The organism is Streptomyces sp. 5-10 (assembly GCF_014712245.1).
Classification (GTDB): domain Bacteria; phylum Actinomycetota; class Actinomycetes; order Streptomycetales; family Streptomycetaceae; genus Streptomyces; species Streptomyces violaceusniger.
Genome location: NZ_JACVYG010000002.1, coordinates 237,190 through 264,183, shown reverse-complemented (window position 1 = coordinate 264,183; position 26,994 = coordinate 237,190). Strand labels below are relative to the sequence as shown.

General features: G+C 72.8%; 22 protein-coding genes. 7 read left to right on the top strand and 15 right to left on the bottom strand.

Features of this window, described 5'->3' with window-relative positions; translation table 11 throughout:
• Positions 1 to 7: 7 nt before the first annotated feature.
• From IEJ02_RS03575 to IEJ02_RS03565, 3 genes are all read right to left on the bottom strand, one after another.
• Positions 8 to 934 carry a carbohydrate ABC transporter permease gene (locus IEJ02_RS03575; protein ID WP_191063316.1) on the bottom strand — a complete coding sequence of 309 codons (927 nt, stop codon included), beginning with the start codon at positions 932 to 934 and terminating at the stop codon, positions 8 to 10.
• Positions 934 to 2,241 (bottom strand): extracellular solute-binding protein, encoded by a 1,308-nt coding sequence (locus tag IEJ02_RS03570; protein ID WP_191063315.1) that lies wholly within the window; start codon positions 2,239 to 2,241, stop codon positions 934 to 936. Before IEJ02_RS03570 ends, IEJ02_RS03575 begins: the two co-directional genes overlap by 1 nt.
• 1,136 nt (positions 2,242 to 3,377) lie before the next feature.
• Entirely contained in the window at positions 3,378 to 4,421 is a 1,044-nt protein-coding gene (locus IEJ02_RS03565) for a LacI family DNA-binding transcriptional regulator (protein WP_191063314.1), read from the bottom strand.
• 363 nt (positions 4,422 to 4,784) lie between these two features.
• Between IEJ02_RS03565 and IEJ02_RS03560 the strand changes: the two genes are divergently transcribed.
• From IEJ02_RS03560 to IEJ02_RS03550, 3 genes are all read left to right on the top strand, one after another.
• Positions 4,785 to 5,438, top strand: a complete 654-nt coding sequence (locus IEJ02_RS03560; RefSeq protein ID WP_191063313.1) for an RNA polymerase sigma factor — start codon at positions 4,785 to 4,787, stop codon at positions 5,436 to 5,438.
• Between the two features lies 1 nt (position 5,439).
• Positions 5,440 to 6,630: a CU044_5270 family protein gene (locus tag IEJ02_RS03555; RefSeq protein ID WP_191063312.1), complete on the top strand. Its 1,191-nt coding sequence runs from the start codon at positions 5,440 to 5,442 to the stop codon at positions 6,628 to 6,630.
• A gap of 78 nt (positions 6,631 to 6,708) precedes the next feature.
• Complete coding sequence (locus IEJ02_RS03550) at positions 6,709 to 7,983, top strand: hypothetical protein (RefSeq protein ID WP_223863301.1); 1,275 nt, start codon at positions 6,709 to 6,711, stop codon at positions 7,981 to 7,983.
• Here the strand turns inward: IEJ02_RS03550 and nirD are convergent.
• The 11 genes from nirD to IEJ02_RS03495 form a co-directional block, all read right to left on the bottom strand.
• Positions 7,966 to 8,361 (bottom strand): nitrite reductase small subunit NirD, encoded by a 396-nt coding sequence (gene nirD, locus IEJ02_RS03545; RefSeq protein ID WP_370466959.1) that lies wholly within the window; start codon positions 8,359 to 8,361, stop codon positions 7,966 to 7,968. The genes IEJ02_RS03550 and nirD overlap by 18 nt on opposite strands.
• A 2-nt stretch (positions 8,362 to 8,363) precedes the next feature.
• The gene (gene nirB / locus IEJ02_RS03540) at positions 8,364 to 11,051 is read right to left on the bottom strand and encodes a nitrite reductase large subunit NirB (protein ID WP_191063311.1); all 2,688 of its coding nucleotides are present in this window, start codon (positions 11,049 to 11,051) and stop codon (positions 8,364 to 8,366) included.
• Between the two features lie 2 nt (positions 11,052 to 11,053).
• The gene (locus IEJ02_RS03535; protein ID WP_191063310.1) at positions 11,054 to 12,757 is read right to left on the bottom strand and encodes an NAD(P)/FAD-dependent oxidoreductase; all 1,704 of its coding nucleotides are present in this window, start codon (positions 12,755 to 12,757) and stop codon (positions 11,054 to 11,056) included.
• Positions 12,758 to 12,838: 81 nt separating this feature from the next.
• Positions 12,839 to 14,107 carry a cytochrome P450 family protein gene (locus IEJ02_RS03530; RefSeq protein WP_191063309.1) on the bottom strand — a complete coding sequence of 423 codons (1,269 nt, stop codon included), beginning with the start codon at positions 14,105 to 14,107 and terminating at the stop codon, positions 12,839 to 12,841.
• Between the two features lie 41 nt (positions 14,108 to 14,148).
• Positions 14,149 to 15,519: a cytochrome P450 gene (locus tag IEJ02_RS03525; protein ID WP_223863300.1), complete on the bottom strand. Its 1,371-nt coding sequence runs from the start codon at positions 15,517 to 15,519 to the stop codon at positions 14,149 to 14,151.
• The gene (locus tag IEJ02_RS03520) at positions 15,516 to 16,286 is read right to left on the bottom strand and encodes a GTP-binding protein (RefSeq protein ID WP_223863299.1); all 771 of its coding nucleotides are present in this window, start codon (positions 16,284 to 16,286) and stop codon (positions 15,516 to 15,518) included. The genes IEJ02_RS03525 and IEJ02_RS03520 overlap by 4 nt, the downstream gene beginning before the upstream one ends.
• Positions 16,270 to 16,635 (bottom strand): DUF742 domain-containing protein, encoded by a 366-nt coding sequence (locus tag IEJ02_RS03515; protein WP_137977856.1) that lies wholly within the window; start codon positions 16,633 to 16,635, stop codon positions 16,270 to 16,272. Before IEJ02_RS03515 ends, IEJ02_RS03520 begins: the two co-directional genes overlap by 17 nt.
• Complete coding sequence (locus IEJ02_RS03510) at positions 16,632 to 17,081, bottom strand: roadblock/LC7 domain-containing protein (protein ID WP_191063308.1); 450 nt, start codon at positions 17,079 to 17,081, stop codon at positions 16,632 to 16,634. The genes IEJ02_RS03515 and IEJ02_RS03510 overlap by 4 nt, the downstream gene beginning before the upstream one ends.
• Positions 17,081 to 18,544 carry an ATP-binding protein gene (locus IEJ02_RS03505; RefSeq protein WP_370466958.1) on the bottom strand — a complete coding sequence of 488 codons (1,464 nt, stop codon included), beginning with the start codon at positions 18,542 to 18,544 and terminating at the stop codon, positions 17,081 to 17,083. The genes IEJ02_RS03510 and IEJ02_RS03505 overlap by 1 nt, the downstream gene beginning before the upstream one ends.
• 104 nt (positions 18,545 to 18,648) lie before the next feature.
• Complete coding sequence (locus tag IEJ02_RS03500; RefSeq protein ID WP_191063307.1) at positions 18,649 to 20,037, bottom strand: sensor histidine kinase; 1,389 nt, start codon at positions 20,035 to 20,037, stop codon at positions 18,649 to 18,651.
• Between the two features lie 67 nt (positions 20,038 to 20,104).
• Positions 20,105 to 20,782 carry a response regulator transcription factor gene (locus IEJ02_RS03495; protein WP_020871501.1) on the bottom strand — a complete coding sequence of 226 codons (678 nt, stop codon included), beginning with the start codon at positions 20,780 to 20,782 and terminating at the stop codon, positions 20,105 to 20,107.
• 173 nt (positions 20,783 to 20,955) lie between these two features.
• On the opposite strand from IEJ02_RS03495, the gene IEJ02_RS03490 reads away from it, so the two are divergent.
• The 4 genes from IEJ02_RS03490 to IEJ02_RS03475 all read left to right on the top strand — a co-directional run bounded on the left by IEJ02_RS03490 (position 20,956) and on the right by IEJ02_RS03475 (position 26,293).
• Positions 20,956 to 21,606: a hypothetical protein gene (locus IEJ02_RS03490; RefSeq protein ID WP_191063306.1), complete on the top strand. Its 651-nt coding sequence runs from the start codon at positions 20,956 to 20,958 to the stop codon at positions 21,604 to 21,606.
• Positions 21,607 to 21,738: 132 nt separating this feature from the next.
• Entirely contained in the window at positions 21,739 to 22,410 is a 672-nt protein-coding gene (locus IEJ02_RS03485; protein WP_191063305.1) for a maltokinase N-terminal cap-like domain-containing protein, read from the top strand.
• A 248-nt stretch (positions 22,411 to 22,658) separates the two neighbouring features.
• On the top strand, positions 22,659 to 25,352 hold the full coding sequence (locus tag IEJ02_RS03480; RefSeq protein ID WP_191063304.1) for a fibronectin type III domain-containing protein: 2,694 nt from the start codon (positions 22,659 to 22,661) through the stop codon (positions 25,350 to 25,352).
• 170 nt (positions 25,353 to 25,522) lie between these two features.
• Positions 25,523 to 26,293 (top strand): TIGR04222 domain-containing membrane protein, encoded by a 771-nt coding sequence (locus tag IEJ02_RS03475; protein WP_191063303.1) that lies wholly within the window; start codon positions 25,523 to 25,525, stop codon positions 26,291 to 26,293.
• Between the two features lie 247 nt (positions 26,294 to 26,540).
• Here the strand turns inward: IEJ02_RS03475 and IEJ02_RS03470 are convergent, their stop codons facing one another.
• Complete coding sequence (locus IEJ02_RS03470) at positions 26,541 to 26,903, bottom strand: cupin domain-containing protein (protein ID WP_191063302.1); 363 nt, start codon at positions 26,901 to 26,903, stop codon at positions 26,541 to 26,543.
• Positions 26,904 to 26,994 lie beyond the last annotated feature (91 nt).

Below are 26,994 nucleotides of genomic sequence, written 5' to 3'. Positions count from 1 at the left end.
ACGTCGGTCACATCCCCTCCCGGGTGCTGCGCATCGCGGCGAAGCCGGTGAGCCGCACCAGCAGCAGCGAGACGGTGGTGGCGACGACGACGAGGATGGTGGCGACCGCGCTGGCGTAGCCGAGGTCGAACGCCTGGAAGCCGTTCTTGTACATCAGATACGGCACGATCGTGGTGTCGGTGCCCGGTCCGCCCTTGGTGAGGATCAGCACGGTGTCGAAGAAGGTCAGCGCGCCGACCACCATGATCACCGAGGAGGTGACGATGGTGTTGCGCAGCTGCGGCAGGGTGATCGAGAAGAACTGCCGTACGGTTCCGGCGCCGTCGATCGCCGCCGCGTCGTAGAGCGAGCGCGGGATGGCGCGGGCGCCGCCCTGGTAGATCAGCGTGTGCAGCGGGATGAACTGCCAGGCGGTGACGAAGAGGATCGCCCCGAAGGCGCCCTTGGAGCTGCCGAGCAGATCGCCGTCCGCGAAGCCCAGGGCGGGCCCGATGTCGGCGATCAGGCCGAAGTTGGGATCCAGCAGCGACTTCCAGACCAGCGCGAGCGCCACGGAGGAGCCGAGCAGCGGGAGGAAGAAGATCGCCGACAGCACGGCCCGGTTGCGCTGCCGCCCGGCCGCCCATACGCCCAGCAGCAGGGCGAGCGGGGTCTGGAACACCCAGGTCAGCACGGTGAGCACCAGGCTGAGCCAGATGGCCTGATGGGTCTCCGGGTCGTCCCACAGCCGGGACCAGTTGCTCATCCCGGTCCAGCTCGGGGTGCCGATGCCGTCCCAATTGGTGAAGGCGAGGGCGCCGACCAGGACCATCGGCGCCACCGCGAAGAAGACGAAGAACAGCGCGCCGGGGAGGGCCCAGACGACGCCGGGCCGGCCGACCCCGGCCCGGCCGACGCTCACCCGGCCGCCGGATGATTTCGCGGCGTCCGCCATCACATGCCCTTCAGGGCGTCGACGAACCCGGCCGGGCTGAGCTGCCCGTTGAACAGCTTCTGCACGGCGGTGTGCAGCGGCGGGGTGTACTTGGCGGGCAGCGCCTGGTCCCAGGAGAGCGTGAAGTCCGGGGCCTGCTTGACCAGGTCGTACTGGAACCGCGCGTAGTCGGGGTTCTCGTGCTCGCCGAGCAGGGAGGTGGCGTCGGAGGTGGTGGGGACGTCCCCGTTGGCGATCAGGTCCTTGGAGTAGTCCTGCTCCGCCGCGAACTTCACGAACTCGATCGCGGCCTTCTGCTTGTCGCCCTTCACCTTGGCGTTGACCGACCAGTAGTTGGTCGGGTTGCCGACGACGCTCTTGGGGTCACCGCTGCCGCCGGGGACCGCCGGGAAGGTGGTCCAGCCCAGCCCCGACTTGGCGAACGCGGGCTGGTTGGCCTTCTGGTTGGCGTACTCCCAGCTGCCCATCAGATGCATGGCCGCCTTGCCCTTGGCGAAGAGCGTGGAGGCCCCGTCGGCGGTGTAGTTGACCGACTTGTAGTTCTTGCCGAACGCGCCCCGGCCGACCAGGTCCCTGACGGTCTGCGCGGTCTTGAGCACCGCCGGGTCGTCCCACGCCGCCATGCCCTGGCTCTGGATCTTCTGGAACACCCCGGCCCCGCCGTAGCGGTCCACCAGGTACTCCACCCACATCAGCTCGGTCCAGGCGTCGGTGCCGGCCAGTGCGAACGGGGTGACGCCCTTGCTCTTGAACGTGTCGATGAGCTTCAGCAGATCGTCCCAGGACTTCGGGGGCGTGGCCCCGGCGTTCTCGAAGACGTCCTTGTTGTAGAAGAGGATCACCGGCTGCATTCCGCGCATGGGGATCCCGTAGTGCTTTCCGTCGATCGCGCCCGCGTCGAGGATCGTGGGGATGAACGCCTTCTTCAGCTCCGGGTCCTTGGCCATCGCGGGGTCGAGGTCGAGCAGCATGTCCTTCTTGACGAAGTCGCTGATGCTGCCGCCGCCCCAGTTGAAGAAGACGTCCGGGGCGTTGGGCGTGCCCATGGAGGTGCGCATCTTGTCCGAGTAGCCCTCGCCGGGCACCTGGGTGAGCTTCACCTTGATGTCGGAGGTCTTGTTGAACCGCTTGACGACCTCGCGCTGCACCTTGGTCGAGGCGTCCTGGTAGACCCAGACGTCGAGGGAGTCGTCATCCGAACCCCCGGGCCCGCTGCTTCCGCAGCCGGCGAGTGCCGTTCCGAGCAGCAGCACGGCCGCCGCCAGGGTGGACGCACGAAGGGTGGACCTTGACCGAGGTATGCGCATCGTGTGCCTTCCGGAAGTAGCCCGATAATTCTCGGAAGCGGTTGCGTGGAAGGTATGGGGGTGCTGATGCGGTGTCAAGGGTTTCGGCATCCCCCACCCCACCCCTCCCCGAACCGGAGGCTCCGCCCCCGCCCCCCGCAGGGGCTCCGCCCCGCCCCCCGGGGCTGCGCCCCCGGCCCCGCCGGGGTTGGGCCCCCGGACACCCGGGGCTGCGCCCGGCCCCCGGGTTCCGCCTCCGGCCCCCACCGCGGGGGCTCTGCCCCGGCCCCCCCGGGGCTGCGCCTTTGGGCCTGCCGGGGCTGCGCCCGGCCCCCGGGTTCCGCCTCCGGCCCCCACCGCGGGGGCTCTGCCCCGGCCCCCCCGGGGCTGCGCCTTTGGGCCTGCCGGGGCTGCGCCCGGCCCCCGGGTTCCGCCTCCGGCCCCGCCGGGGCTGCGCCCGGCCGCTCGGGGTCTGCCCCTGGCCCCGCCGGGCTGCCCCCCTGACGCCCGGTGCTGCGCCGTCCCCTCGGGGCTGCACCTTTGGGCTCGCCGAGGTCGCGCCCCTGGCCCCGCCGAGGGCTCCTCCCTCGGACCCCGCGAGGGCTGCGCCCTCCGATCTCGCCGGGGCTGCGCCCCTGGCCCCGCCGAGGTTGCGCTCCCGGACACCCGCCCGGCCCTCGGGGCTTCCGTCCCTGGCCTCGCCGAGGTTGCGCCCGGCCCCGGGTTCCGTCCTTGGCGCCGCCGAGGTTGCGGCCCCCAGCCCCGGGGCTGCGCTCCAGGCTCCCGGGGCTGCACCCCTGGCTCCGCTGGGATTGCGCCTCTGGCTCCGCCCCGGACCCCGGTCCTCAATCGCCGGACGGGCTGGATTTTCCAGCCCGTCCGGCGATTGAGGACACGCCCGAAGGGCGTTTGGGGGCGGGGGCGCAGCCCCCGTTCGGGAAGGGGCGGGGTGGGGAATCAACCCTCGGCGGGCGGGGCCTGGGGGAGCAGCCCTCGGCGGGCGGGGCCTGGGGGAGCAGCCCTCGGCGGGCGGGGCCTGGGGGAGCAGCCCTCGGCGGGCGGGGCCTGGGGGAGCAGCCCCCGGCGGGTGGGGCCCGGGGGCAGGCCTCGGTGGGTGGGGCCCGGGGGTTAGCCCCCCGGCGGGCGGGGCCCGGGGGTCAGCCCCCGGTGGGTGGGGCCGTGCTGGCGCGGATGATCAGCTGGGTGGCCAGCTCGACCCTCGGCGACTCGATCTCCTCGCCCCGCGCCTGCCGCAACACCGTACGGGCAGCCAACTTCCCCATATCCGCCAGCGGCTGACGGATCGTCGTCAGCGGCGGCGCCGACCAGCGGACCTCCGGCAGGTCGTCGAAGCCGATGACGCTCACATCCTCCGGAACCCGCAGCCCCCGCCGCCGCAGCGCCTCGATCGCGCCCAGCGCCATCTGGTCGCTGGACGCGAAGATGGCGGTCGGCGGGGTGGGTCCGGACATCAGCTGGTCGCAGCCGTGGAAACCGGACTCGTGGTAAAAGTCGCCCTGCGCGACCAGAGCCTGGTCGAACGGCACCCCGGCCGCCTCCAGCGCCGCGCGATGCCCGTCCAGCCGTGCCCGGCTGCACAGCAGCCGCGGCGGACCGGCGATCAGCCCGATTCGCCGGTGGCCGAGGCTCAGCAGATGTTCGGTGGCGGCCATGCCGCCCGCCCAGTTGGTGGCCCCCACGGTGGGCGCGTCCAGCGCCGGTGAGCCGGCCGGGTCGACGACCACGATCGGCACGTTCAGCCGCCGCAGTTCCTCGTGGACCACCGGCTCCAGTACGGACGTCACCAGGATCACCCCGTCCGAGGCGCGGGCCCGCAGATTCTTCAGCCACTGCCGGGCCGAGCCCGCGCGGCCGTGGATCGCCGAGACCACCGTGCCCACCCCGTCCTGGTGCGCGACGTCCTCCACGCCCCGGATGATCTCCACCGCCCAGGGGCTGTCGAGGTCGTTGAAGACCAGGTCCACCAGGGCGGCGCGGTCGCCGGGCGCGCTCTGGCGGCGGCGGTAGCCGTGGAGTCGCAGCAGGTCCTCGACCCGGGCCCGGGTCTCGGGCGAGACATCCGAACGGCCGTTGACCACCCGGGAGACCGTGGGCACCGACACCCCGGCCTCCTGGGCGATGGCCGTGATCGTCACCTTGGGCCGGGCGCCGCCCTCGGTGCCCCTGCTCTCCGTAGCCATGTCCGCCTCCTCCGTTGACGGGAGCCACCCCCGCCTCGTGCTTCCCGGGGAACGCGTCCTCGGAACCTTGCAGAAGTCTTCCGGAAAACCGGATCCGACGTGAAGAGACGAGAGAGGGACGTCCCCATGAAGCTCCTGAGCTTACGCAGCGCCGCACGGCAACCGCGCCCGGAGGCCGGCAACCGCGTCCGGAGGCCGACAACCGCGTCCAACGGCCGGCAACCGCGTCCAGCGGCCGGCAACGCGGCGGCACCGGCCTCCCACGTCCCGGGCACCCCGCCGCCCGGAATCCCCTCTCCCCGGGTGTAAGAAAGCGCGGCCCTCGACCACTGCATGGTGAGAGAGCCGAGATGAGGAGACGGCGTGACCGACGCCCAACGCTTTCGGGACCTTTACGAGGAGTGTCATCCCCGTGTGCTGGCCTACGCCACCGGCCTGGTGGGCCGGCAGGTCGGTGAGGACATCACGAGCGAGACCTTCACGGTCGCCTGGCGGCGGATGGGGGACATCCCCACGCCACCGCTGCCGTGGCTGCTCGGCGTGGCCCGCAATCTGACCCGCGAGCTGCGCCGCCGCGACGGCAGGCAGTACGCCCTGGCCGCTCGGGAGGCCCAGCGCATCATCACCTCCGGCGCCCAGGTCGAGGACGTGGCCGCGGGGGTGACCGAACGCGCGGTGGCGCTGCAGGCGCTGGCGGGGCTGTCCGCCGCCGACCGCGAACTGCTGACGCTGGTCGCCTGGCACGGGCTCGGCCCGAGACAGGCAGCACGCGTCCTGGGCTGCTCCACCGCCACGTTCTCGGTGCGGCTGCACCGGGCCAGACGGCGGCTGGAGCGGGCCGTGGAGGCCGTTGGACCCTCTCGCGACCTTCACGGCCCTCGCGACCTTCACGGCCCTCGCGACCTTCACGGCCCTCGTGATCCTCGCGGTCCCCGTGATCCTCGCGGTCCCCGTGATCCCCGCGACCCTCGTGATCCTCGCGACTCCCGCCCGAAAGCGACAGTGAAGGAGCACTGACATGGCACGCAAGCGGCCCGATGTCCTGAAGACGCTGGCGGACGCCCGGCCCCCGGAGCTCGACCCGGAGCGCCTGGCCGGTTCGGAACGCGCCCGGCACGACCTGATCACCATCCTGGCCGGCGCGCCGGAGCCGCGGAAGGCGGCGTCCCGGTCCGCCCGGCCGTTCACGTGGCGGTGGGCGCTGCCCGTCGCCGCGACGGCGGCCGCGGCCGGGGTGCTCGTCGCCACCCTGCCCGAGGGCGGCTCCGACACCCAGGACGCCCGCGGCTCCCGCGCCACCGCCGGACCCACCCCGAACGGTCCCCGGCGCACCCCTGAGAGCGGCCGCCTGGCACTGCTCACCGTGGCCGCCCGGGTGGACCGTACGGCGGACGAGGGCACGTACTGGCAGACGACCACGCGGTCGTCCCGGATCGACGTCGCCACCGCGGCCGAGTCGACCTTCGCGGTGGTCTCCTCCGAGACGTCGCAGTGGTCCTTCGGGGTGCGGCCCGGTACGCGGAGCCTGTGGGTCTCGGGGATCGACGCCACCACCGAGCCCCGCACCGAACGCGACACGGCCCGCTGGCGGGCCGCCGGATCGCCGAAGGACCTCACGCTCCCCGCATCCGGGTCGGGCGGCACGCTCGGTCTGCGGCTGGAGCCGGGGGCGAGGAAGCGGCCGACGGTGGAACGGATCAACAGCGGCGACAAGATCGCCGCCCTTGGCGCGCGCAATGTGAGCTACGCGGAGCTGCGGAAACTCCCCGGCGACAGCGCGAAGCTGAAGGAGGTGCTGGCGGACCTGTACGAGGAGGACCGCGGAAGCGAGATCTCCGGCCGCACCGAATGGATGTGGCGGCAGGCGGCCGGGCTGATCGACCTCCCGGTCAGGCCCGGGGTCCGGGCCGCCGCCTACCGCGTCATCGCGGATCTGCCGGGCATCCGCTCGCTGGGCGAGGTGACCGACCCGCTGGGCCGCGAGGGGGTCGGCTTCGCCCTGCCCGCGACCGACCGGCCCGACTACGGGACCGCGCGGTCGGAGTTGATCGTGGACCCGGCGACCGGGGCCCTGCTGTCCGACCAGGAGGTGCTGACCAAGCCGAACGCGAGGGCCGCCGAGGCGGGGCTCACGGCGGGCACGGTGGTGAACTACACTGCCACGGTGCGGTCGGAGTGGACCGACCGGCAGCTGAAGACCCCTGAATGACCGGTCGGGGCGAGCTGTAAGAACGGGCGGGCGGCGGCCATTTCCTTCTGAGAACCCCATCCGAGCAGAAGGAGCGTCATGGACAGAACCGCAGGACGGCCCGGAACCCGCCGTACGCGGCCCGGAACCCGCCGTACGCGGCTGCGCACAGCGGTCGCGGTGTGCGCGGTCGCACTCGGCACGCTCGCCACCCTCGGCACCCCCGCGACCGCCGCGACCGGCACCGCGACCGGCACCGCGCCCAGCGCCTCGTCCGACCGGGCGGCCCGCGCCGACACCCCGTGGAAGCTGCGGACCCCGCTGAGCGAGACCGCCTCGCGGGAGTTCTGGGACGTCGCCGCGACCGGCGCCAAGGACGCCTGGGCGGTGGGCCGCACGACGGACGGCGCCGATGGGCCCGCCCCCCTGATCAGGCACTGGAACGGCAGCACCTGGACGGATGTACCCGCCGCCTCCACCGACGGCAAGGCCGCCCAGCTGGATAAGGTCGCCGCCGCCGCGCCCGACGACGCCTGGGCGGCCGGCACCCTGGCCGACAACACCTCCGCGCCGATCGTGCTGCAGCACTGGGACGGCACGAAGTGGACGAAGGTCGGCCACGCGGCCCCCGCCGAGGGGTCGCTGAGCTTCGTCGGCGACCTGGCCGCGTTCGGTGCGAAGTCGGCCTGGCTGACCAGCTTCGACTGGGATCCGAACGGCGACACCCAGGTCTCCCGCCTGGAACGCTGGACCGGCGCCAGGTGGAAGAAGGTGTCCCTCCCCGCCGCCCCCGGTGGTGGCGAGGTACAGCCCTGGGACATCACCGGCACCGGCCCGGACGACGTATGGGTCACCGCGAGCGCCATGACTGGCGAGGTGTCCGTACCGCTGCTGTACCACTGGAACGGCAGCGGCTGGACGGTCCGCGAGGTGCCGGCCCCCGGCGAGCACCCGACCGGCTGGGTGGCCAACCACGCCGTGGCCACCGGCCGTAACTCGGTCTACGTCGTCGGGAAGACCAACGACCCGCAGTCGCCCACGGCCACCATGGCCACCCGCTGGACCGGCAGCCGCTGGCAGTCGCTGCCCACGCTCCCCCTCACCGAGGCGAACGCCGCGGGCGCGGACGGCGCCGGGCGGCCGTGGATCGCCGGCTGGGCCCCGGGCAAGCCCCACTCCGTGCTGACCCGTTGGACGGGTACGGGGTGGGCGACCGAGGAGCTGCCCGCCGACGTCACCGAGCACAGCGAGATGTCCACGGTGCTCGGCGTCGCGGGCGTTCCCGGGACGAAGGGTGTGCTCGCCGCGGGGACGGCAGGCTGCGCGAGCGACCCCGTCCAGTGCGGGATGCTGGTCTCACGCGACCTGGGCTGACGCCTCGTCCGCGCCCGCCCGCGCACGGGTCGCGTACGCCTGGACGACGACCCCCTCGTCGTCCAGGCACCGCCCCGTCTCCAGGTCGAAGCGCTGCTTCAGCAGCGGGGAGGCGACGAACGGCCGCCCGCCCGCCGAGCCCAGCAGCCCCCGGGAGAGGACGTACGCCCCGGTGAACGGGTCCTGGTTGGCGATCGCGTACACGCGCCCCGAGCGGTCCAGGAAGACCGCCACCTGGGCGCCGTCCGGCAGCAGGGCGGCCACCCCGCGCCCGGGGGTGAGGTCGGTCAGCTCGCAGACGGCGAACCACCGCTGGTCGACGAGGAGTTCCACGCGGACCGCGGTCCGCTCGGGGGCCATGGGCGTCATGGGTGCCATGGTCATCGGCTGGCAGTCCCTTCGAGAGTACGGACGGGGAGGGTGGGGCCTGACAGGATCGTCAGGTCCGGCTTGACCTGGTCGCGCTCGGGCACGAACTTCACCGTCGGGTCGGGCGCGCCCGGCGCGTTGACGAAGGAGACGAAGCGCCGCAGCCGCTCCGGGTCGCCCAGGGTCTCGGCCCACTCGTCGCGGTAGCCGGCCACGTGGTCGGCCATCATCGCCTCGAGCTCGGCGCCGAGCCCGAGCGAGTCCTCGACCACCACCTCGCGGACGTGGTCCAGGCCGCCCTCAATCCGTTCCAGCCAGGCCGAGGTGCGCTCCAGACGGTCCGCGGTGCGGATGTAGAACATCAGGAACCGGTCGATGAGCCGGATCAGCTCCTCGTCGTCCAGGTCCTGGGCGAGCAGATCGGCGTGGCGCGGGTCCGCCCCGCCGTTGCCGCCCACGTACAGGTTCCAGCCGTTGGACGTGGCGATCACGCCGAAGTCCTTGCCGCGCGCCTCGGCGCATTCGCGGGCACAGCCGGAGACGGCCGACTTGAGCTTGTGCGGTGAGCGCAGCCCCCGGTAGCGCAGCTCCAGGTCGATGGCCATCCGGACCGAGTCCTGCACGCCGTAGCGGCACCAGGTCTGGCCCACGCACGACTTCACGGTGCGCAGCGCCTTGCCGTACGCGTGGCCCGACTCGAAGCCGGCGTCCACCAGCCGCGCCCAGATCAGCGGGAGCTGGTCCACCCGGGCGCCGAAGAGGTCGATCCGCTGACCACCGGTGATCTTCGTATAGAGCCCGAAGTCGCGGGCCACCTCGCCGATCACGATCAGCTTCTCCGGGGTGATCTCCCCGCCGGGGATCCGGGGGACGATCGAATACGACCCGTTGCGCTGGAGATTGGCCAGGAAGTGGTCGTTGGTGTCCTGGAGGGCCGCCTGCTCGCCGTCCAGGACATAGCCGCTCGCGCCCAGGGTCGGGGCCAGCGAGGCGATGATCGAGGCCACGGCGGGCTTGCACACCTCACAGCCGTCGCCCTCCCGGGCCTCCACCCGGCCGTGGCTGTCCAGCAGCTGGGCGTAGCTGGTGATGCGCAGGGTGCGGACGATCTCGTACAGCTCGGCGCGGGTGTACGCGAAGCAGCCGCACAGCCCCTTGTCCACGCTGACCCCGCTCGCCTCCAGCTCGTCGTTGACGAGCGAGGTGAGCGCCTTGACGCAGCTGCCGCAGCCGGTGCCCGCCTTGGTGCACTTCTTCACCTCGGGGACGGTGGTGCAGTGGTGGTCGGTGACGGCCGAACGGATCGCGCCCTTGGTGACGTTGTGGCAGTTGCAGATGACCGCCTCGTCCGGCAGCGCGGAGGGGCCGAGGGCGGCGGGTGCGCCCAGCCCTGCCGGGAGGACGAGCTGTTCGGGCGCCACGGGCGGCACCGAGCCGGTGAGGGGGCGCAGCATGCCGTACGCCTCGGCGTCGCCGACCAGCACCCCGCCGAGGAGGGCGCCGTCGGCGCCGACCACGAGCTTCTTGTAGACGCCCGAGCGGGAGTCGGAGTAGACGACGTCCAGGCAGCCGTCGGCGGTGCCGTGGGCGTCGCCGAAGCTGGCCACGTCGACGCCGAGGAGCTTGAGCTTGGTGGAGGTGTCGGCGCCGCGGAAGCCGCCGGTGGCGGCGTCGTTTGCGGTGGTGCCGTCGCTGGTGATGGCGTCGGCGTTGCTCGCGATGGCGTCCGCGGCCACCTCGGCCATCTCATAACCGGGCGCGACCAGCCCGTACACCCGGCCGTCGGCGGCCAGCGCGCATTCGCCGATCGCGTACACCGCGGGATCGCTGGTGCGGCACGTCTCGTCGACCGCGATGCCGCCGCGCTCGCCGACGTCGAGGCCGCAGTCGCGGGCCAGTTGATCGCGGGGGCGCACGCCCGCCGAGAAGATGACGAGGTCGGCGTCGATGGACGAGCCATCGGACAGCGTCATGGCGGTGACGGCGCCGTCGCCGTCCGCCGTGATCTCCTTACCGCCGACGCCGGTGTGCACGATCAGGCCCATGTCCTCGACCGTGCGGCGCAGCGCGGCGCCGCCGCCCTCGTCCACCTGGATGGCCATCAGGCGCGGGTTGAACTCCACGATGTGGGTGGTGAGGCCGAGCCCCTTGAGCGCACCGGCGGCTTCGAGGCCGAGCAGCCCGCCGCCGACGACGATGCCGGACGCGCGGGATGCGCCGGATGCACGATTCTTTGCGTACTCCTCGATCGCGAGCAGATCCTCGATGGTCCGGTAGACGAAGCAGCCGTCGCTGTCCTTGCCGGGCACGGGCGGGACGAACGGATACGAGCCGGTGGCGAGCACGAGCGTGTCGTAGGTGATGGTCAGCCCGGACCGGCTGGTCACGGTGCGGGCGTCGCGGTCGATGACCTGGGCCGGGTCGCCCAGGTGCAGCTCGATGCCGTGCCGCGCCATGAAGCCCTCCTCGACGAGGGAGAGCTCGTCCGGGGTACGCCCGGAGAAGTACGAGGTCAGCTGGACGCGGTCATAGGCGGGACGGGGCTCCTCGCAGAACACGACGACGCGGGCGGTCTCGGTGACCTTCCGCTCGGCCAGCGCTTCGAGGAACCGCTGGCCGACCATGCCGTGGCCGACGAGCACGATGGTGGGTGCGGCGCTTTTGGCGTTTTCGGCATTCTGGGGATTCGATGCGCTCATCGTCAGGACCCTCCATCGTTGGTCAGCAGGTGGAGCAAGGGGGTGGCGGGGAGCGGCTCGTCGCTCTCCCAGGTACGGGCGAGCGCGCCAACGGTGCCGAGATCGCCGAGAAGAATGCCCCCGAGCAGGCGGTCACCGCGGACCACGACTTTGCGGTACGTGTTGCGGGTGGCGTCGGTGAGGTGAATGACGTCGTCGCCGGGGGCGGGGGTGGGGTTGCCGAAGGCAGCGAGATCGAGGGGCCCATCGGTGCCCGATGCGCTCCCTCCGGCGGAGCCGGGCACTGCGGTGAGCGTGAGGCGGGTGAGCGTACGGGTGCCGTGGTACCGGGGCACGGTCTCGTCACCGGGCGCGGCCCGGTGGCCGGGTTGTGCCCACGCAGCGTGGTTGGCGGGTAGGGCGTCCGTGTGCCGGGTCGGGGTTTCGTCGCCGGGTGCGGCCCGGTGGCCGGTTTGTGCCCACCCGTTCCTCCCCCAGCTACCGCTGGGAGGTGCCCCCTCCGCGGAACGATTGCCCACAAACCGGTCCCCAGGTGCGGGCTCCGGGGTGGGGCCCTGGCGGGGGTCAGGGGCGGAGCCCCTGTGGGGGTCCAGGGGGCGGAGCCCCATTGGTTCGGGGAGGGGCGGGGTGGGGGAGAGGCGGTGCGCCAGCACATCCGCCTGCTCCTGCGCCGCGCCCGCCAAGCCGTAGACAATGCCCGCGTGCTCCGCGCAGTCGCCGATCGCGAACACCCGCGGGTCACTCGTCCGCAGCTCGTCGTCGATCACAACCCCCCGCGCCACCTCCAGCCCAGCGGCCCGCGCCAGCCCGACCCGTGGCCGGACCCCGCACGCCAGCACGACCAGGTCCGCCTCCAGGGCGTATCCGTCGGCCAGTTCGACGGCGCTCACCGCGCGCCCGCCGCCGCCCTCGCCATCCACCGTGCGCGTACGCAGGCCGCGGACGCGGCACTCCGTGTGGACCTCCACGCCCAGCGCCGCCATATGCCGCAGCAGCAGCCCCGACGCGCCCGGGTCCAGCTGGCGCTCCATCAGGTGCTCGCCCTGGTGCGCCAGGACCACCTGGGCACCGCGCTGGGCCAGCGCACGCGCGGCGGAGACGCCGAGGAGTCCGCCGCCGATGACGACGGCCCGCGCCCCGGGCCGTACCGCGGCGCCGAGGGCCAGGCAGTCGTCCATGGTGCGGAAGGCGTGGACGCCGTCCGGAAGCTCGTGGCCGTCGGTCTCGAACAGGCCGCGCAGCGGCGGCAGCACCGGGTTGGAGCCGGTGGCCAGCACCAGCGCGTCGTACGGCACGCGGCGGCCGTCGTCGCACACCACCTCCGCCGTGGGTCGGTCGATGCGCACCACCCGCACCCCGCTGAGCCGCCGCACCCCGGCGGCGGGGGCGGGGAGCGCGATGACCTCCGGGGCGTACCGCCCGGCGAGGACCTCGGCGAGCAGCACCCGGTTGTACGCGGGGTGCGGCTCCTCGCCGATGATCGTGACCTCGACGGCCATCCCGCCGGTGCCGGCACCCGCGTCCGCACCGGCAGCACCAGGACCGGCACCGGCAGCACCAGGACCAGCGGCGGCGCCGGCACTGGCCGCAGCGCCGGCACCCGCGCCCCGCGCGGCCAGCTGCTGCGCCAGCCGCGTGCCCGCCATGCCGCCGCCGACGATCACCACCCGGCGGCTCGGGCTCATCGGCTCCCTGTACGACTCCATGCCAGGAAGCCTGCGGGGTGCCTGTTACCCGGCCGCATCCCCACCGTTTCCCGTAGGCAACGCTGCCCTCAGCGCACCTCGTCAGCTGTTGTGAGGCACCCCCGGCCGGATGGGGAGCCGCTGCGGGCTGTTGCCGACGAAGCTGGGGTGGGGGACCAGGGCCTCGTCCGGGACCGCCAGGTCGAGGTCGGGGAAGCGGGTGAAGAGGGCTTCGAGGGCGATCACGGCCTCCATGCGGGCCAGCGGGGCGCCCAGGCAGAAGTGGGCGCCGTGGCCGAAGGACAGGTGGCGTGCGCCCCGGGTGACGTCGAAGCGGCCGGCGTCCGGGCCGTACGCCCGCTCGTCGCGCCCGGCGGCGGTGTACGAGACGAGCACGGGCGCGCCCTTCGGGATGACCGCGTCCCCGACCGGGAGGTCCCTCGTGGCGTAGCGGAACGGGAAGAAGGACACCGGGCTGTCGTACCGCAGCGTCTCCTCGACCACATCGCCCCAGCTCGCGGCCCCGGAACGGACCAGATCCAGCTGATCGCGGTGGTTGCACAGCGCCCGCACCGCGTTGGTGATCAGATTGAGCGTGGTCTCGTGACCGGCGATGATCGTCAGCATCAGGGTGCCGATCAGCTCCTCCTCGCTGAGCCGGTCGCCGTCCTCCTCACGCACCGCGATCAGCGCGCTGGTGAGATCGTCCCCGGGGTCCCGCAGCCGGGCGGCGGCCACCTGGCCGAGGATCGCCACCATCTCGCGGTTGGCGGCCGGGACCCGCTCGGGCGCGGTCTGGGTGGAGACGATCTCGTTGGACAGCGCGTGCAGCCGGTCCTGGTACTGGTCGTCCACGCCCAGCAGTTGGCAGATCACGCTCATCGGCAGCGGCAGCGCGAAGTGGCGGCGCAGATCGGCCACCCCGTCCGGATCGGCCGCGGCCGCCTCGCCCAGCCGCTCCAGCAGCGTGCCGGTCAGCTCGTGGACCACCGGGCGCAGCGCCTCCACCCGGCGCGGGGTGAACGCCCGGGTCACCAGGGACCGCAGCCGCTTGTGGTCCTCGCCATCCGCGGTGATCATGCCGCGGACGGTGGCGAAGGTCCGCATCGGCCAGCCGGGCGGGAGCTCGTCGTTCTGCAGCGCGGCGAAGTGGCAGGCGTTCTTGGCCACGTCGGGGTGGGTGACGAAGTCCTTCAGCTCCTCGTGCCGGGTGATGGCGTACGCCGGTACGTCACCGGGCAGCAGGACCGGGACCGCGGCCCCGCGGGCGCGCAGCTCTTCGTTCACCGCGTGCTGGCGCGCCCCGGTGGGGTCCAGGCGGTGCGGTGCGGCGGGGTCGGCGTGCGGCACGGGGCATCGGCCGTCGGTCATCTGTTGTCTCCTGCGGGGGAGTCGGGGGTCGGGACCGGTGGTCAGTCGGGGGGCGTTGCCGGTGAGCCGGGGGCCGGGGCCGCTGATCCCGGGGCCACTGAGCCCCAAGCCCAAGCCGAACTCGAACCCGAGGCCGAACCCGAACCCGAGGCCGAACCCGGAGCCGACGCCGAACCCGAACCCGACGCCGGGGCATCCGCGGCGAGCTGCGGCGCGGAGAACCGCACCGGCAGCTTGGCCAGGCCCTTGGACCACGGCGAGGTGATCCACGGAAGGTGCTCCTCCGGCACCGCGATCTCCATATCGGGCAGCCGGTGGCGCAGCGTGTCCACGGCGGTACGGGTGATCAGTCGGGCCGGATCCCGCGCCGGGCAGCCGTGCGGGCCCGCCCCGAAGGCGAGGTACGAGCGGTTGCCGACCACCGGACGCCCGTCCTCGGGCAGCACCTCCGGGTCCGCGTTGGCGCCCGCGAGGCCCAGGATGAGCATGTCCCCGGCGCGGATGTCCTGGCCGCCGAAGCGCAGATCGCGGGTGGCGTAGCGGCCGGGGAAGTTCTGGGTGGGCGGCTGGCGCCACAGCACCAGGTCCAGGGCGTCGTCCACGGTGAGGTGGCCGCGGGTCAGCGAGGAGCGGAACGCGGGGTCGGTGAGCAGGATCTGGAGCGTGGAGGCGATCCAGTTCACGGTGGTGTTGTTGCCCGCGACGATGATCACCACGAGGTTGTGCAGCACCTCCTCGTCGCTGAGCCCGACGGGGTGCTCCAGCAGCCAGGACGTCAGATCCGCGCCCGGCCGCCGCTTCTTCCCGGCGATCAGCTGGAGCAGGATCTGGCCCATCCGCTTGTTGGCGCCGGTGGCGGCCATGGTCGGGGCGACGATCGTGGTCAGCGTCTCGACCAGCCGCGCCCCGTTCTCCTCGTCGAGGCCCAGCAGTTCGGTGACGACCTGGAGCGGCAGGAGGCGCGCGTAACTCTCGACCAGATCCGCCGCGTGCTGGTCGGCGAACCCGGCGACCAGCCGCTCCGCGGTGGCCCGCACCCTGCGGATCAGCTCATGGCCGTTGATCCGCCCCAGCGCGTCGGCCACCGCCGAGCGCATCCGGCGGTGCGCCGCGCCGTCGGCGAACAGCAGCGCCGGGCGCCAGCCCACGAGCGGCATCAGCGGCGAGTCGGCCGCCACCCGGCCCTCGCGCAGCGGGGTCCAACGGCGCGGGTCATGGGAGAAGTACTGCTCGTCGCGGGTGAGATGGAGGAGTTCCCGGTGGCCGATGACCAGCCACGCCTCGACCCGGGGCGCGATCTCCACCGGGACCACCGGACCGTGGTCTCGCCGCATCCGCTCGTACAACTCGGTGAGCGGGCCGTCGAGCGCGGTCCCGTACAGCGACACCCTGGAGGCGGCGCGGGTGGTCATGACACCTCCGTCAGCGTCTCGATCAGATGCGAGACGAGCGAGATCAGCGCCTGGACCGAGGACTTGTGCTCCCGGGCGTCACAGATGACCAGCGGGGTGTGCGGGAGCAGATCGAGCGCGGAGCGCAGGTCGTCCTCGCTGTGCGGCTTGCTGTCCGGGAAGGCGTTGACGGCCACGGAGAACGGCACGTCCAGGTCCTCCAGATGCCCGATCGCGTCGAAGGACGCCTCCAGGTCGCGGGTGTCGACCAGCGCGAGCGCGCCCAGTGCCCCGCGCGCCAGGTCCTTCCAGGCGGGGAGGAACCGCTGCTGGCCGGGGGTGCCGAAGAGGTACAGCACCAGCTCGCCGCCCAGGGTGATCCGCCCGAAGTCCAGCGCGACGGTGGTCGTGGTCTTCGACGGCCGCACCTTGGTGTCGAGCCGCGCCCCGGCCTGGCTCATCGTCGCCTCGGTGGACAGCGGCTTGATCTCCGACACCGTGCCGATCAGCGTGGTCTTGCCGACGCCCATCGGGCCGACCACCAGGATCTTGGCCGCCCCGGCCACGCTGGACTCCACGTACATGACGGGGGTGTCGTCCATGTCATCCATGTCGTCCGTATCGCCCGTCTCGTCCGTCTCGCCTGTCTCGTTGGTGTGGTCTGTGCGGGTCGTGCGGGTCGTGCGGGTCGTGCGGTTCGCGTGGCCCGGGTGGGCCGTGTGGGCCGTGTGGTCGGTCCTGGTTGTGCCGTCCGTACCGGCCATCGAGATCTCAGAGCTTGCTCTCAAGCCCATCGAGCACCTTCCTCAGCAAGTCCAAATCGGCACGTTTTCGCTTGGCCACCCGGATCGGCGGACGCGCCACGATGTGCCCCCAGTCGATGAGATCCGCGAGCAGCACCTGCACCACGGCCGGTGGCTGACCGAGATGGGCGGCGACCTCCGCCACGGACAGCAGCCCCTGGCAGAAGTCGGCGATCCGCCGGTACTCGGGCTGGAGATGCGGCGGCAGCGCGTTCCCGGACGCCACGACGAGCGTTTCCAGCGGCAGAGCATCCCGTGAGGAACCGGCGCGCCCCCGTGTGATCACATAGGGGCGCACCGCGGCCGTGGTGCGTTCCTCGCCGGGTCGGCTCATGACGCCGGGCGGCCCATCGGCTCCCGCGGCCGGCTGCTCAGATGGGCACCGATCTTCGCGACCAGTAACTGCATCTGCTGGGCCACCAGGCCGACATCCGCATCCGTGTCGGTGGCCACCCCCAGCGAGGCGCCCTGACCGGCCGAGGTGAACAGCACGAACCCGCTGTCGGACTCGATCATCAGCTGCCGCACCCCCGCCTCGTCGCCGAACAGCAGCGACACCGTGGACTGGCTGGTGACCGTGAGCGCGGCACAGGCGGCGGCCAGCGACTCGGCCTCGTCCACCCCCAGCCGGGACACCTCGCCGGTCAGCCCCTCGGCGGAGTCGTGGCCCATGCGCAGACCGTCCTCCGAGACGACGACGGCATGGCGCACCCCGGGGATCCCGGTCAGCGGACGCAGCATCCATCCAACGTCGGGCAACCTGGATATGGTTCCGGCCACTACCGGCCTCCCTCTCGGTCTTCTCGGTCCGGACTCGATGCATCCTCGGGCTGTACGGTCTCTGCTTCCGCCTCCGCTTCCGCTTCCGCCTCCGCACGTCCGCGGCGGGTGCCGGAGAGGACGCTGGTGATGGAGGCGCGGGCGGCCTCGGGTGTCCAGGGGGCCGCCGCGGGCGGCGGGGCGGGTGCGGCGCGGGCCGGGGCGCCGGAGGCGGTCGTGAGACCGGCCGTGTCGGCCGTGTCGGTGGAGAGGGCCGTGTCGGCCAGGGCGGCTCCGGAGGCCGGGCGGCGGCGGTTGCGGCGCCGGGGCAGCCCGGTGCCGAGGGGTGCGGGGGCGTCGGGCGCGCCGGGGATGTCGTCCACGGACACGCCGTTCAGCGGGCCCCCGGCGGGGTCCGCGGCGGCCTGGCCGAGCCCCGCGCCGCCCGCGTCCTGGTTCACCGTGCCGACGACCACGGGCTCCACGACCACCGGCTTGTGGTCCGCCGCCCGTACGGCGCTCGTCTGCTCGGTCAGCAGCCGGTGCGGTACGAAGACCACCACCCGCGTGCCGCCGTACGCCGACGCCGTGGACAGCTCGACGCCGAAGCCCAGCTCCCGCGACCAGCGCCCCACACAGGCGAGCCCCAGCCGGGGCACCGCGCCCAGCTGGGCCAGGTCAAGACCGTCCCGCAGCTGGCCCACGGCCTTTTCCAGCACGTCCGGCGGCATCCCGAGCCCGGCGTCGTCGATCTCGATGACCGCGCCCGCCGCGACCTCGCGGATGGCGACCGCGACCTGGGTGCGGGAGGGCGAGAAGACCGTGGCGTTCTCCAGGAGTTCGGCCACCGCGTGCATCAGGCCCTCCACGGCGGGGGCCACCGCGTAGAGGTTCTGACCGCCGTGGACGTCCACCCGGCCGAACTCCACGATCCGCGACTGGGCGCCCCGCACACAGTCGAAGAGCGACACCGGGCGGGTCTCCCGCCGCGCGGGCCAGATCCCGCACATCACCAGCAGCGTCTGGGCCTTACGGGTCATCTGGGCGGCGGCGTGGTCCGCCTTCATGACCTCGCCCATCAGCGCGGCGTCCTCGACGTACTGCTCCAGGCCGTCGAGGACCTGCTGCTGCACCATCGACATGGCGTGCATATTGCGGGCCACGGACTCGAACGACGCCTGGACCGAGTCGCGCAGGATCCGCTCCCGGCGCGCCGCCTCGTCCAGATCGGTCTGTACGGCGGCCAGTCGGGCGACCTCCTCGCCGCGCTCGGCCGCCAGCGCCCGCTCTTGTGCCGCATTGGCTCGTTCCCGCTCGGAAACGGCTCGTTCTCGCTCGGTCGCCCTACGCGCCTCCGCGAGCGCGCGGCGAAGCCTGACCACCCAGGTGAGGCACAGTAATAACACCAGTACCAGCACCGCGGACGCGGCCAGCACGACGGCCCCCGTCCCCGACAGCACCTTCGACACCTCCATCTGGGACACGGCCAAGAAAGGGCAGATACTACTGACCAACTGATCAGTCTGGTCCGGTAGTTGCCAAACTCTCACGACTGGGAAGCCGCGTCCGCACCGGGGTCGGGGTCCGGCTACGCCGCCCGTGGCAGGCGCAGCAGCAGGCGAGCCCCGCCCCGCGGGCTGGTGAGCACCGTAAGGGTGCCGCCGTGGGCGTGAGCGATGTCATTGGCGATGGCGAGGCCGAGACCGGTGCCGCCGTCCTGGCGGGCCCGCGCATCATCCAGCCGGGTGAACCGCTCGAAAACGCGCTCGCGGTCGCCTTCGGGGATGCCGGGGCCGTCGTCGTCCACGGCCAGTTCGACCAGGCCGCCGTGGACCGCCACGGTGATCGAGACGGTGGTACGGGTGTGGCGGCGGGCGTTGTCGGTGAGGTTGGTGAGCAGCCGGGACAGCTGCACCCGGCTGCCGGTTACGACGGCGGCCGGGTCCTGGCCCCCGGCTTTGGGGAGCTGGTCCATCGTCAGCGCGCCCGGGTGGCGCCGTACCTCCTCGGCCGCCAGCGCGCCGAGGTCCACCGCGGTCTTGGGCGGCGCCTCCCGCACGTCGAGCCGGGCGAGCAGCAGCAGGTCGGAGGCGACGGCCTGGAGCCGGTCGGTGTCCCGCAGTGCCTTGTGCACGGCGACCGGCCAGTCGGTGCGCGACGGGCGGGCCAGGACCAGCTCGAGCTGGGCGCGTACGGCCGCGATGGGGCTGCGCAGCTCGTGCGAGGCGTCGGCCACGAACTGCCGCTGCCGGGTCATGGCCCGGTGCAGCCGGTCCAGGGTGGCGTTCATGGTCCGGGCCAGCCGGTGGATCTCGTCGCGCGCCCGGGGCACCGGCACCCGGCGGTGCAGATCGCGCTCGGTGATCTCGGTGAACTCCCGCCGCATCGCGGCGACCGGGCGCAGGGCGCGGCCCACCAGCAGCCAGGTGAGCCCCGCCACGAACAGCACCAGACCGGCGGCCGCGGGGGCGGCCTGGCGCAGCAGCAGCCCGGTGGCGCTGTCGAGGGAGGTGGTGGAGGGGCTCACCGTCACGCTGTACGGCTGTCCGGCCGCTACGGGCTTGGCGGGTTCGGAGGGGGCGGCGGGGCCGGTGGGCTCGGTGGGCTCGGCGGGGAGCCTCGAGAGCCCGGTCGACCCCTGTGAGCCGGGCTCCGTCGGGGTCGTGGGGGTGACCGTCCGGCCGGCGGCGTCCTTGATCGTCACCGCGCCGGGGGCGACGACGAACACCCGCTGCGGCATGGCCGCGGTCTTCCCCAGCTGGCCCTTGATCGACACGGCGGCCTTCCGGGCGTCCAGGTCGGCGCTGGCGCGGAGGTTGTGCTGGAGGGCGAGCACCAGGGCCAGCATGCACAGCGCGATCGCGAAGGCCACGGTCCCGGCGGCCGCGAGCACGGCCTTGGCGCGCACGCTCAACCCGGAGGTCAGGCGCGGGCGGTGCGCCCGCGCGCCCTCCGACTCCAGCTGCCCGTGCGCCATGCGTTCCGCGCCCGCGATGCGTTCTGAGCCCGCGATGCGTTCTGAGCCCGCTGTGCGCCCCACCGTTTCACCCTCCGTCGCGGGCCAGCAGATAGCCCGCGCCCCGTATCGTGCGGATCGACCGCCGCCCGTACGGCACATCGATCTTCCGGCGCAGACTGCGGATGTAGACCTCGACCAGATTGGCCCCGCCGTCGTACGCGGCGTCCCACACGCTCTGCACGATCTCGGACTTGGAGACCACCTGCCCGGCGCGGCGCGCGAGGTACTCCAGCACGGCGAACTCCTTGGCCGTGAGCGTGACCTCGTCCGTCCCGCGCGCGCAGGCCAACGCCGCGGGCTCCAGCCGCAGATCGCCCAGCTCCAGCACCTCGGGCCGGTCCAGCCCGCCGCGCCGCACCAGGGCCCGCACCCGGGCGATCAGGACGACGAACGAGAACGGCTTGGTCAGATAGTCGTCCGCGCCCACATCGAGCCCATCGGCCTCGTCGTACTCGCCGTCCTTGGCGGTGAGCATCAGGATCGGCGTCCAGTCGCCCTCCTCGCGCAGCCGCGAGCACAGCTGATAACCGGAGCACCCGGGGAGCATCACATCCAGCACGATCGCCGCGTACTCGCCGGACCGGGCGAGCGCCAGGCCGCTCAGCCCGTCCGCCGCCGTCTCGATGGTGAAACCCTCCTGCTCCAGGCCCTCGGTGAGCAGCTCGCGGAGCCGGGCGTCATCTTCCACCACCAGTATGCGCACGCGGTCAGGATGGCACGGGCAAGCTGAGGCCCCGCTGAAACCGGCACCGGCTTCAGCGGGGCCTCAGGTGATTCAGCGAGGACTCAGCATCGGTGCGCCACGGTGAGTGCGCCGACGGATCAAGGGTTCATCGGCAGCCAGTGCAACCCCCTGAGTGAAGGAGAGCTGTGCCCATGTCTCGTTCCCTGCCCCGTGCCTCGGCCGCGAAGCGGCGCGGTGTCGTGCTCGCCGTGGCGGCCGGCGCCCTGGCGCTGGGGGCCTCGGCCCCCGCCTCGGCCTCGGCCTCGGCCTCGGCCTCCCAGTCCTCCTCGGCGTCGGCCTCCGCCGCCAAGGGGAAGACGTCCCACGGTCCGGCCCTCTGTGTGATCCGGGCCGACGACGACAGCGCCACGACGACCAAGCCGACCATGCCGACCAAGCCGGGCAAGGTGGTTGAGCATGCCAAGCCGGTCAAGCTGACCGAGGCGGGCAAGGTCGCCGGTAAGAAGGCCATCGCGGTGTCGAAGGACCGCTCCCGCGGGCACGACGACACCTGCGTCGTCATCCCCGCCTTCCCGACCCACCCCGGGAAGACCTGCAAGGTCGTGGTGATCAAGCGTGGCTCCGGGAACTCTCACTCCGTGCCCGCCTTCCCCACGAAGCCGGGCAAGCCCACCACGCCCACGACCCCCGCGAAGCCCGCCGAGCCCGGTAAGCCCGGCAAGCCGGGGAAGCCGGGCAAGGTCTGCGTGATCGTCCTGCCCAAGGACGGGCACCGGGCCACCAAGCCGTCCGCGAACGCGAAGACCACGGCGGTCGAGGCGACCCGCGCGACCCGCTCCTGATCCACCGGCCGGCCAGGTGGGGGGTCGGCCGTCAAAGGGCCCGGCGCGCACGGCGCGTCGGGCCCTTTCGCGCGCCGTGAGACAGTGCTGGCGCCCGGGAAGCGTACGACGAGCAGAAGGCGTTCATACGGCATGTCGATCATTCACAAGACCACGTTGAGCCCGACCAAGTTGGAGCTCCTCACCCCGTGGCTGCCCCGGCAGCCGTGGTACGCCGCCGCGCGGCGTCCGCCGGAGCTGTCCAGGGTCGGGGGCTTCCGGCTCGACGACCCGGAGGGCGAGGTGGGGATCGAGTTCATGGTGGTCCAGGACGACGCCGGTGACCGGCCCGCCTGGTACCACGTACCGATGACCTACCGCGCGGCGCCGCTCGACGGAGCCGAGCAGGCCCTCATCGGCACGGCCGAGCACGGGGTGCTGGGCCGGCGGTGGATCTACGACGGGCCGCACGATCCGGTGCTGGTGGCCCAGTTGGTCGCGCTCCTCCAGGGCCGCGCCGAACCGCAGGCGCAGAGCCAGTCCCACACCCCGGACCCGTCCGTGACGGCCGAGGTGACCGGAGCCGGACTCGGCGTCCCGGCCGGGGCCGCGGGGGCCCCGGCCGTCGCGAACGGGCCGGACGGCACCCGTGTGGTGCTGGGCGACGGGGGTCCCGCCCTCCAGGTGACGCGCGTTCTGCGCCCGGACTCCGGTGCGGAGTCCACCGGGGTCCGGGGCCATGTCAGCGCGGGCTGGCGGCTGCCGGAGGGCGGCGAGGCCCGCGGTCGGTACGTCGTGCTGTACGACCGCGACACCGCGTCCTGACACCCCGTGAGGTGGGAGCACCGGGCGCCGTTCTGGCGCTGTCCCGGTGCTCCCATGGCGTCCGTAAGGCGCTCACCGGGACAAGAGGTCCAATGAATTGACGCCCGAGAGGCGAAGCGAGGCGATTCGAAGCCGCTGTATTGACGTGCTCCGCTCATAGATCCTACCTTTCCCGGGGTCGCTCCACTCCACTCCACGAGCTCCAAGGGGCTCCAGCAGGGTTCCAGCAAGGTTCCGCAGGGAGGGACATGTCGGAGTACGTACGCTCACGCATCCGGACCGTCCGTAAGGCCCGTAAGGCGGCCCCGAGAGCCGCCGTCGCCGTCGCGGCCGTCTTAGCCACCCTCGCCACCCTCGGCGCCGCCTTCGGCGGCACCGCCGACGCCGTCGCACGCGCTCCCCGCCCCGCCGCCGATGTCTATGTCGCGCCCAACGGCGACGACCGCGCCCCCGGCACCCGCACCGCCCCCGTCCGCACCCCCGAGCGCGCCCGCGACCTCGTACGGAAGCGCGTCCCGCACCAAAGCGGCGACCTTACGGTGCACCTCGCGCCGGGCACGTACCGGCTCGCCCGTCCGCTCGTCCTCGACGCCCGTGACTCCGGGGGCAACGGACACCGCGTCATCTGGCAGGGCAGCCGGGGCACCGTGTTCAGCGGGGGGCGGGCGGTCCGGGGCTGGCGGCCGGTCAAGGGCGACGCCGGGCTGTGGTCGGCGCCCGCGCCCGCCGGACTGGACAACACCCGGCAGCTGTATGTGAACGGCGTCCGCGCCCAGCGGGCGCGCGGGCCGATCCCGGTGACCCTCACCGCCACCGCCACCGGCTACACCGCGTCCGCCGACACCCTCGCCCGCTGGCGCAATCCGTCGGACATCGAGTTCGTCTACCCCAGCGGTGAGGCACTGTGGAACATCCAGCAGTACGGACTCGGCCCGTGGACCGAACCGCGCTGCCCGATCGGCTCGATGACCGGCACCACCGTCACCATGGCCCAGCCGTGCTGGGACAACTCCACCAGGCGCGTGGAGTTCCCCGACATCCCCGGCCGCAGCATCAACATGGTCGGCCCCGCCGAGCTCACGGGCGGCGCGCTGCCCGGCTATGTCGAGAACGCCTTCGAGGTCCTGGACCAGCCCGGCGAGTGGTACCTCGACCGGCACACCCGCACCGTCTACTACCGCCCGCGCCCCGGGGAGAACCCGCGCACCGCCGACGTGGCGGCGCCGGTCCTGGAGAAGCTGGTCGACGGGCGGGGCACCGGGCGCGCGCCGCTGCACGACATCGCCCTGCGCGGTATCGAGTTCTCGTACGCCACCTGGCTCACCCCCTCCTCGCCCGAGGGCTTCTCCGAGGTGCAGGCGGGCTATACGGTGACCGGCCCGGAGGGCTGGAAGACCCAGGGACTGTGCGGATACACCCCGGGCGGCACCTGCCCGTACGCGTCCTGGACCAAGATGCCCGGCAACGTGGCCATCAGCCACGGCCGTGACATCGAGTTCTCCGACGACGCCTTCACCCACCTCGGCGCGGCCGGGCTCGAACTCGGCACCGGGACGCGGAACGCGACCGTACGCGGCAACGTCTTCACCGACATCTCCGGCAACGGCATGGAGATCGGCGGGGTCGACGCGCCGGAGCCGGGCAGCGACGCCGACCTCACCCGCGCGGTGTCGGTGACGAACAACCACCTCTACGCGCTGCCCCGCGAGTACCACGGCGGCGTCGCCATCCTCAACGGCTATACCCGCGGCAACACCATCGCCCACAACCAGATCGACCATGTCGCCTACTCGGCGATCTCGATGGGCTGGGGCGGCTGGCCCGACAAGATCGGCAAACCGGCCACGGCCAATGTCTCCCGCGACAACCGGGTGTCCAACAACCTCATCTTCGACTACTTGCAGGCGCTCGACGACGGCGGCGGCATCTACACCCAGGGACTCACCGGCAGCTCCCTCGCCGACGGCGAGAAGGTCACCGGCAATGTCATCCACGACCAGTGGGGCCTGGGCCGGTCGGTCTACACCGACAACGGCTGTACGTATGTGACGGTCGAGGGCAACGTCCTCTACGGCGCCCAGGCCAACGTGGCGGCGAAGCACATCGACTACCGCGACGGCCTCGGCAACAACGACCCGACCCGGATCGCGGGCAACCACTGGGAGCAGGGCGACCGCGACGGGGACGACAAGGGCGTGGTGACCAGCGGCAACCACATCCTGGCCGATCCGTCCGAGGCACCGGCCGACATCGTGGCCGCGGCCGGTCTCGAACCCCGCTACCGGGGGCTGCTCGGCCGCACGTTCGCCGCCGACTCGGTGCCCGAAGCACCCACCCGCGTGGGCGACTTCGCGGCGGACGGCTCGGTGTACGTCACCTGGAACCCGTCGTACGTCGAGGGCGGTTCCCCGGTCACCTCGTACACCGTCACCGCGACGTCCTCTGACGGCGCCCAGACCGTCTCCACCACCGTCCCGGCGGCGCGCTTCGAGCGGATCGCGTACGCACGGGTCGCCGGGCTCACCAACGGCACGCCGTACACGGTGACCGTCACGGCCCGCAACGGGGTGGGGCGGAGCGAGAGGTCGCTGCCCGCCGCGCCCGTCACGCCCACGGCGGGTGGCTCCGGCGCCCTGCCCGGCGCCCCCACCGGCGTGAAGGCCAACGCCGAGGCCACGGCGGCGACGCTGTCCTGGACCCCGCCCAAGACCACCGGCGACACCCCGGTCATCGGCTACCGGATCACCGTCTCCGACGGCCGCACCGCCACCGTGACCGGCCGGGACGTCCTGGTCTCCCAGCCCCGGGCCAAGGGGATGCTGCGGGTGATCGGCAAGCTGCGCCCGGGCACCGCGTACACGTTCTCGATCGCTGCCCTGACCGCCACGGGTGCCGGTCCGTCGGCGGATGTGTCCCTCACGACCCCGCCCACGTCCGGATAGGGGGGCGAAAGCTCAAATCCTGCTCTGAAACGGCACTCGTCAGGGTTCATCCCCGTTCAGAACGACAAAACTGACGGTAGTTGAGCGGTTCGTACGGAAACGTATGGATGCTGACGGACAAGTGCGGACACAGATGGACACGGATGGACGGGGGCATTCCGATGTGTGCCATGACCAGAGGCCCCGCCCCGGCGGAGCCGCCGGCGCTGGACCTCTATGACATCGCCTATCTGGTGGGCGGGCGGCTATGGGTGATCCAGACCCTCCTGATAGCACTCCAGGAGCGGGATGCGATCACCCTCAGGCGCTCCCGGATCCGCGCCACGACGGGGGAGGGCGCCGAGCGCCCGGGGGCCGGGCGTCCGGGGACCGAGCGCGCGGGGGCCGAGCGTCCGGGGGCCGAGCACCCGGTCGAGCGCGCGCTCATCGCGCTGTGCCCGCGCTCGAAGCCGGTGGACCGTGTGGTCCCCGCGCTGCTCGGCGGACCCGAGCTGGCGGAGATCCGGCGTCGGCTCACCGCCGGCGGACTGCTCACCCGTCTCCGGGGCCGCCCCACCCGCACGGGCAGGCGCCGCGTGGAAGCGGCCGTGCGGGAGGGGGCGCTCCCCTCGTACGTCTTCTACGGCCCCGTCGTCGTCCCGGAACCGGCGCGGCGCAGGGCCGTCAGCGACGCGATACCCATCCCGACCGGCGACCCGGCCTACTGGGACCGGAACCTCCTCATCGCCTACGACCCCCAGTACCTCGACCAGGAGTCCTTCTACACGGCGCACGGGTGGGGCGACGACCGTGCCGAGAGCCACGGCGGCGACCACGGGGCTTACGGCGGCGACCACGGCGGGAGCCACGGCGGCGACTATGGCGGGAGCCACGGCGGCGACTATGGCGGCGGCCACCACTCCTGCGGGGGCGGTGGGGGCGGTGGCGGCGGCAGCGATTAGGGGCTGTCCGCCGGATCGTGCGTGACTCCTGCGGCGGGCCACGCGGCGGAGCCGCACATCGACGCTTTCCCCTCCCCGCCCCCTCCCACAGCTGGGGTTCCGCCGCAAACCCCGGCCGCGTCGCGGGCGGCGCGGTGGGCGCCCCGGCCGGTGAGCTGATCGCGACGGTGGCCGGTTCGCCGACCCCCGGGGTCCGGGGGCGGAGCCCCTGGTAGCGGGAAGGGGCGGGGAGGGGAAAGGCCCGTCGTCAGGCGGCGGCCGCGTCCTCCTCGTACGGGGTGGGACAGCCATGCGTGGCGGTCACGGCCGTCAGCAGCACCACCGAGTCCTCCAGCGCCCGCAACCCGTGCCGTTCGTGCGGCAACTCCTGCACCTGGCCCGCGATGAGATCCATCCGGTCACCGCCGCCGGTCAGCCGTACATGCCCGTGCAGCACCTGGAGGCTGGCCGCCGGGGGAGCGTTGTGCTCGTTGAGCTCACAGCCGGAGACCATGGCGATCACGCTCTGCCGCAGCGGACCGTCATGCAGGAACAGATGTGCGCTGCGCCCGTGCGGATCGGCCTTGGCCTGGTCCAGATGGTGGCGCGCGAGCGTGGTGAGGTCATCCATGAGTGCCCCTCGATCGGTCCGGTCTGATCGTCGGCGGGTTCCCTCAATCCTCACCGGCTAGCGTGGTGGGCGCCAGTTCGCAGCCGCGCCG